Source organism: Acinetobacter sp. YH12112, from assembly GCF_013418945.1.
GTDB classification, from domain to species: Bacteria; Pseudomonadota; Gammaproteobacteria; order Pseudomonadales; family Moraxellaceae; genus Acinetobacter; species Acinetobacter indicus.
In genome coordinates this window covers 1-3,684 of the sequence record NZ_VPBA01000073.1, presented here as the reverse complement: position 1 = coordinate 3,684, position 3,684 = coordinate 1, and the positions used below count along the sequence as shown (strand labels likewise).

5 protein-coding genes are annotated in these 3,684 nt (G+C 39.6%); 3 read left to right on the top strand and 2 right to left on the bottom strand.

Going from position 1 to position 3,684, the window contains the following annotated elements:
- Positions 1-596: 596 nt before the first annotated feature.
- Positions 597-1,016, bottom strand: coding sequence for a hypothetical protein (locus FTU50_RS14950; protein WP_180069867.1), 420 nt, complete (start codon positions 1,014-1,016; stop codon positions 597-599).
- 76 nt (positions 1,017-1,092) lie between these two features.
- Positions 1,093-1,509, bottom strand: coding sequence for a conjugal transfer protein TraD (locus FTU50_RS14945; RefSeq protein ID WP_180069864.1), 417 nt, complete (start codon positions 1,507-1,509; stop codon positions 1,093-1,095).
- 279 nt (positions 1,510-1,788) lie between these two features.
- On the opposite strand from FTU50_RS14945, the gene FTU50_RS14940 reads away from it, so the two are divergent.
- From FTU50_RS14940 to FTU50_RS14930, 3 genes are read left to right on the top strand one after another with little or no spacing between them, the layout of a single operon-like run.
- Positions 1,789-1,944 (top strand): hypothetical protein, encoded by a 156-nt coding sequence (locus FTU50_RS14940; RefSeq protein WP_004847148.1) that lies wholly within the window; start codon positions 1,789-1,791, stop codon positions 1,942-1,944.
- A complete protein-coding gene (locus tag FTU50_RS14935) occupies positions 1,944-2,873 on the top strand; it encodes a MobA/MobL family protein (RefSeq protein WP_180069860.1) in 930 nt (309 codons plus the stop codon). Before FTU50_RS14940 ends, FTU50_RS14935 begins: the two co-directional genes overlap by 1 nt.
- Complete coding sequence (locus tag FTU50_RS14930) at positions 2,870-3,370, top strand: hypothetical protein (protein ID WP_180069857.1); 501 nt, start codon at positions 2,870-2,872, stop codon at positions 3,368-3,370. The genes FTU50_RS14935 and FTU50_RS14930 overlap by 4 nt, the downstream gene beginning before the upstream one ends.
- Positions 3,371-3,684: the final 314 nt, after the last annotated feature.

The window sequence follows — 3,684 nt, the reverse complement described above, 5'->3', positions numbered from 1 at the left end:
ATCAAGACTCAAAATGATAAGTCTTCGTTAATACGTGTTTTTATTCATCAAATAAGCATCATAGATCGAGCTTTGCCTGCTTCTGCGTGTCCGTTTTACGGATTGGCATGCGTTGCATGTGGAGGGAATAAGTGTCACTGGTGCAACGTAGCGATAGTCGAAAGGCTAAACCGCTTACAGGGGATTCTCACAGAGGCGGAGCGTTGGAAGTAGTTGTATAGGTCGGTTAAGTTGCATGTTGGGGAAACCCTCGCAGAGATATCGCCATACTTCGACAGGGAGCGTGTGGGAGAAGGTGCAAGACCTTTAGTCCTTGTCTGCATAGTCAGCAAAACTATGTGCGGATACGACCGATATACGTGGCTCCGAAGCCAAAAGAATATGCGGTAAATCGGCAATACTTAAAGGATGTGTCATTTTTTCAAATGACCGCCTTTAGGGAAAGTATTGCCGAAACTCTCTCAACCGTTTCCAAAGCCAAAGCACGAAGTGCGACGCTTTGGGGGCGAGTTGAGAAGTTGAGAGCATTTATTTTTTAGGTTTTAGGGTAAGGTATGAGAGATCGTATTATTACCCTTCTTCTGCTTAGGCTATTATTAAAATCCAATTCTGTTTGTATTAATAATAATGTTATTAGAATACTTTCCTCTCACATCATCACAAACAGTGGTATAGCTATAATATTCATAGGTTTTTAGAGTACCAACAATATAGCCTCTTTGAAAAATAGGTTCCCATTGATTAGTGAATGGACTTAAGAAAAGACCTTGTGAGCATTCAATCGCTAAATTATTTTTCACTACATTATTTTTAGGATTTGAGTGAACTTCTTTGATAGAAAAATATCTAATATCACTATTATTTGGTGCTGTTTTGATTGAATTTTTGTCTACATATATTTTAGAAATCTCACCTTTATCTTTATTTGAGATGAATACATCAGCAAGTTCCCATTTAGGTGCTGCATGAGAGAGAATTGGTAAAGATAGACAAAGTCCTAAGATAAACTTTTTCATTGATTTTCCTATGAAATATCATAATTGATTCGTGAAATCATAACTTAACTTATTGCTAATTCAGCCTAGCTTATAATTAATTTGAATTGTTTTTACGTTGTTTGAGAACTTCTAGTCCTAAATCCTTCCAGATTTGCCATTTCATATCATTTGGGTCGATTTCAGCAGTTTTAAGCAGAACTCCAAGTAATTCGGCTGGGTCACGCTGATCTAGGTTAGCTATTTCAAATAGTGCACCTAATTGGATGAGGTGACGTGTTCGAGCTTTACGTTCAGCTTCCTTTTCTGCATTTAGTAATTTTCTAACTGCAATTTTCTGTTTATTCGCTCGATCTATTGCTTTTTCAGCTTTCATTAGGGCATTGAGCTTTTTTTCTTGGTCGGGAGTACGGTATTGGATTTTTGCTAATTCGAGTAAAAGTTTCTGAGCGTCACTTGGATTCTTTAAAGCAGAAATGTAGGTGATTTTTTCAGACAGCCAATCATTATTCATATTCAATTCCTTAATTTAAATACCGCAAAAGCACAGGCTCAATACTCAAAGAACGATAACAAAATAATTACGTCCGAGTAACGTAATTTTGTTAAAGTCGTTCTAGAGATTGTCGCCTGTACTTCCATCAAAAATTTGATGGCGCGCTTAGACGTTTCTCAATTTCATTGAGAAACCTAAGCACGTTAGGGACTTCATCCCTAAGACCCTGAAACTTCTTTTTTTCGTTCAATTGAAAATTGAATGAAAAAAAGAAGTACCAAAGCTAGGAGCAACAGCATGCAACTAAAACAGGTATTAGGAAAAATCAAAGATATTAGTTTTGGCGTGATCGCAGCACCGCTACTTATCATCATTATGATGTGGGCTTCGATACTTGATCAAAGAGCGTTTAAGAAAGAACGTAACCGAAAAAAGGAACAGGATAAGACCTAATGGCAATTGCTCGTTTAAGTGTCAAAGTCGGTAAAGCAGGTAAGGCAGCACCGCATGCCGAATATATTGATCGGGATGAAGAAAAGAAGCTGAAAGAGGAACAGGCAGAAACAGACCTTGAGCATAGTGCCTATGGAAATATGCCGAAGTGGGCTGAACATAATCCAATTACCTTTTGGCAGGCAGCCGACCTTTACGAGCGCAAAAATGGCAGTACCTACCGAGAGTATGAAATCGCCCTACCTAGAGAGATGAATGCCGAGCAACGCTTAGAACTGGTTGAGGACTTCATTCAATCCGAGATCGGCTCAAAATATCCGTATCAGTTTGCGATTCATAACCCTAAAGCAATGGACGGCAACGATCAGCCCCACGTCCACCTCATGTTTAATGAACGTCTGCAAGATGGAATCGAACGAGATCCAGAGCAATATTTCAAACGCTATAACAGCAAAAATCCTGAACGTGGCGGAGCTAAAAAAGACAATACAGGCAAGAGTTACCAGGAACGAAAAACCGATATTAAAGACCTACGCCAAAGATGGGCAGATTTATGCAACAGCCATTTAGAAAAACACCAAATTGACAGCCGTATTGATATGCGAAGCTACAAAGAGCAAGGCATAGAGAAAGAACCTGAAAAAAAACTATTACCAAGCCAAGCCAAAGACCCCGAAATCAGGGAAGCCCTGCAACAGTCACGCACAGCTTACAAAGAGCTTGAACGACTAGACTTAGGCGACCCGAAAAAAGACCTGAAAGACCTCAAAGACAGCCCAATTTCAGATAAAGAAATTAAGCAGGGAATTGAGAGCTTTAAGGCTGATTTTGACAGCTTCAAACAGCTTGCCTTACAGCAGTACAAAGAACAGCAGAAATTAGAACGAGAGCAACAGAAAACCATGAGTTTTAAAGGGATGAGCCGATGACACCTGATGAAAAAAAGCTATATGCACTGATGGCAGTTGCAGAACAACAGCAGAACCTAGTCAATCAGGCTGTTAAAGAGCTTCAAATCACCGAAGAACGCATTCAAAAGGTCATCGCAGGGCAAACCCATAGCACCGTATCAAAATCGCTAAATACGGGCTTACAGGAGGGTACAGCAGAGCTTATAAAGACCGCTAAGGCACTTGGACGCTTGAATAACTCGATTGAATCAGCCAGTGATCAATTTTCATGGAAAATCATCACCATCATTTTAGGTATTTTCGCCATTCTGATGCTTGGCATCATTTGGTTATTCAGTGTTTATATCAAACCTTTAGAAAATATCCCTCAGATCGAGAGCTTAAGACAGCAAGGTATCCAGTTTGATATTCGAAGCTGTACTGTTGGAGAGGAATCTAAACCGTGTGTTCGTGTGATGAAAAAGCAGTGCGGATATGGAAAAAATGGTGATTTTTGCGTCATAGACCCAAAATAATAGATACCTGAAAAAGAAAAAGCCCATTCAGTATTGAAACTAAATGGGCTTTCGCTTTATATTCAGCGGTACGCAGTTATTTGATGCGCTAACATCAAGTAACGAAGATCAGCAGAGCTACCAACTCGTGCAGATTTCACCACAAGGCTTGTACCTGAACTCTATTTTCACAATAAACAGTGTTTAGATCAAGACTCAAAATGATAAGTCTTCGTTAATACGTGTTTTTATTCATCAAATAAGCATCATAGATCGAGCTTTGCCTGCTTCTGCGTGTCCGTTTTACGGATTGGCATGCGTTGCATGTGGAGGGA